This window comes from Frankia sp. CcMO1 (assembly GCF_977945845.1).
In genome coordinates, this window is the sequence record NZ_CDWTMG010000303.1 from 1 (window position 1) to 3,022 (window position 3,022).

General features: G+C 66.1%; 2 protein-coding genes. Both read right to left on the reverse strand.

The features are described from left to right. Window positions 1-184: 184 nt before the first annotated feature. Entirely contained in the window at window positions 185-1,810 is a 1,626-nt protein-coding gene (groL, locus tag AC08OU_RS22525; RefSeq protein WP_476605726.1) for a chaperonin GroEL, read from the reverse strand. A 207-nt stretch (window positions 1,811-2,017) separates the two neighbouring features. Further along, the gene (locus AC08OU_RS22530) at window positions 2,018-2,527 is read right to left on the reverse strand and encodes an Hsp20/alpha crystallin family protein (RefSeq protein WP_476600071.1); all 510 of its coding nucleotides are present in this window, start codon (window positions 2,525-2,527) and stop codon (window positions 2,018-2,020) included. Window positions 2,528-3,022 lie beyond the last annotated feature (495 nt).

Here is a 3,022-nt window from a genome sequence, read left to right on the forward strand (position 1 = left end):
CCCGGGCCAGTTCCTCTGGGGCCTCGACCACCTGCTCGGTTCCTTCCGTCGGCAGTTCGGCGGTGGAAACGTCGCGGAATAGGCGAGTTGCCGCGGTAGGCGAGTTCCAGGACGGGATGGGCCTGTTCGACCGCCACCGTGGGCGTGTCGGCCGGCGTGTCGGCCGCGACAACGACGCTGTCAATCAGTATTCCAGGCCACCCCCACCGGCTGCCGCGGCCGCGGTTTCCTTTTCCTCTGGCTTTTCGGCGACGACGGCCTCGGTAGTGAGGAACAGCCCGGCGATGGATGCGGCGTTCTGCAGGGCGGAGCGGGTGACCTTGGTCGGGTCGATGATCCCGGCCTCGAGCATGTTGACGTGCTCGCCGGTGGCGGCGTCCAGCCCCCACCCCGGTTGCAGGTTGCGGACCTTCTCGACCACGACGCCGCCTTCCAGACCGGCATTGATCGCGATCTGCCGGAGCGGCTCGGTCAACGCGCGGCGCACCATCTCGGCCCCGGTCCGCTCGTCCTCGGCCACGTCCAGCCCGTCGAAGACGGCCTCCGAGGCCAGCAGCAGAGCCACCCCACCGCCGGGAACGATGCCCTCCTCAACGGCGGCCTTCGCGTTGCGGACCGCGTCCTCGATGCGGTGCTTACGCTCCCTGGGCTCGACCTCGGTGGCCGCGCCGGCTTTGATGACGGCCACGCCGCCGGCGAGCCTGGCCAGCCGCTCCTGCAGCTTCTCGCGATCGTAGTCGGAGTCCGACTTCTCGATCTCGCTACGGATCTGGCTGACCCGACCGGCGATCTGGCCCGGGTCGCCGGCGCCCTCGATAATGGTCGTGTCATCCTTGGTGACGATAACCTTGCGGGCCTGGCCAAGCAGGTCGAGGTCGGCGTTCTCCAGCCTGAGACCAACCTCCTCACTGATCACCTGACCGCCCGCCAGAACGGCGATATCGCCGAGCATGGCCTTGCGCCGGTCGCCGAAACCCGGCGCCTTCACGGCCACGGACCGGAACGTACCGCGGATCTTGTTGACGACCAGGGTTGCCAGGGCCTCCCCCTCGACGTCCTCGGCAATAACCAGCAGCGGCTTGCCGGCCTGCATGACCTTCTCCAAGAGCGGGAGCATGTCCTTGACCAGCGAAATCTTGATGTTGGCGACCAGGATGTAGGGGTCCTCCAGGACGCACTCCATCCGCTCCTGATCAGTGATGAAGTACGGCGAGATGTAGCCCTTGTCGAAACGCAGACCTTCGGTGAGCTCCAGCTCGAGGCCGAAGGTGTTGCTCTCCTCGACGGTGATGACGCCGTCCCGGCCGACCTTGTCCATCGCCTCGGCGATGATCTGGCCGATCGCGGTGTCCCCGCCGGCCGAGATCGAGGCCGTTGAGGCGATCTGATCCTTGGTTTCCAGATCCCTGGACAGGTCGGCCAGCTCCCCACAGACCCGCTCGACGGCCAGCTCGATGCCACGTTTGAGGGCGATCGGGTTCGCGCCCGCGGCCACGTTCCGCAGGCCCTCGTGGACCAGTGCCTCCGCCAGGACGGTCGCCGTCGTGGTGCCGTCGCCGGCCACCTCGTCGGTCTTCTTGGCGACCTCCTTGACCATCTCGGCGCCGATCTTCTCATACGGATCTTCGAGCTCGATCTCCCTGGCAATGGAGACACCGTCATTGGTGATGGTGGGAACGCCCCACTTCTTCTCCAGGACGACGTTGCGCCCCTTCGGACCGAGCGTCACCTTCACGGCGCCGGCCAGCTGGTTCATGCCACGTTCCAGCCCGCGCCGTGCTTCCTCCTCGTAAGCGATGATCTTTGGCATGATGGTTCCCCTGAAGCAGAACGTGACCGGACCCCGCGAACATCGCAGGCCCATCCTCACGACATGCAATACCTTAATTACAAATCGTCGGTAGCGCCTGCTGGCGGGGCAAGCCGACCGGCTGGACAGGCCGGGCCTGCCGGGGTCCCGGCGGAGGGCGCGCTGGCGGGTCCGGGTACCAGGCACTCAGTCGTACCAGGCACTCAGTCAGCTTTGGCCCTCGGGGCCGGTGCTCTGGCCTTCGGGTCCGGTGCTGATCTCGATGTGCTTGGGCTGGCTCCGCTTAGCCTTCGCCAGCCGGATGGTGAGCACTCCGTCGGCCAGGGTGGCGTGCACCGATTCCGGGTCAATGTCACCCGGCACGGCGATGCGGTGCTCGAACCGGCCCACTGGGCGGCTACGGCGGCGCAGTACTCCCGTGCGTTCCCGCTCCTTGATTTCACCGGTGACGAACAGCTCGTTGTCGCGCAGGTCCACGGAGATGTCCTCCCGGCGTACCCCGGGAAGATCGAGATCGATCACGAACGCGTCATCGGTCTCCTCGATGTCGACCGGCTGCACTATGCCACCCAGCAACCGCGCCGGACGGCCCTCGACGCCGCCCATGACGTCGCCGAGCAGATTGCCCATGCGAGTCCAGGCGTCCTCGATCTCCCGGAACGGATCCCATCGTGCCAGCGTTCCCAGGCTTTCTCCGCGTCGTACAGGTAGTGTCATGATCCTCACTCCTTCCGGCCGGGCCGGCCGGCTATCACCTTTGCGTCCAATTGACTATGCCTTGCCTCTACCCCTGCCTCGCCGGCCCAAAAACTGCGGGCCACGGCCGAGGGACACCCGGCTACAGCCGGCTGTAGGGCCAGAACCGGCTTTAGGACCAGAAACCGGCTGTAGGGCCAGGCGCTGCCTGGTGCTGCCCGTCCTGCCGGGCTCAGCCCCCCGATCCCTGTCCTGCCCCGGCCCGGCCCCGACCGGTGTGGCTCTGCCAGCTCTCCTGGTGCTCCAGCTCCCCTGGCAATCAGGACCTCCTGGCAATCAAGGCCTTTTCATGATCTCTTCCTTCGCCTGCCGACAAGCGATACTCCGTAGGCAATGCGTTTTGCTGGGCAAATCCTGGACAGGTTCCCTGCTGTGGGGTCGGTTTATCCGAGTGAAGCCTGCTCACGGCGTGGGCACGCCCGATTCGTCATAGGAGTCGAAATGAAATAACTTGCG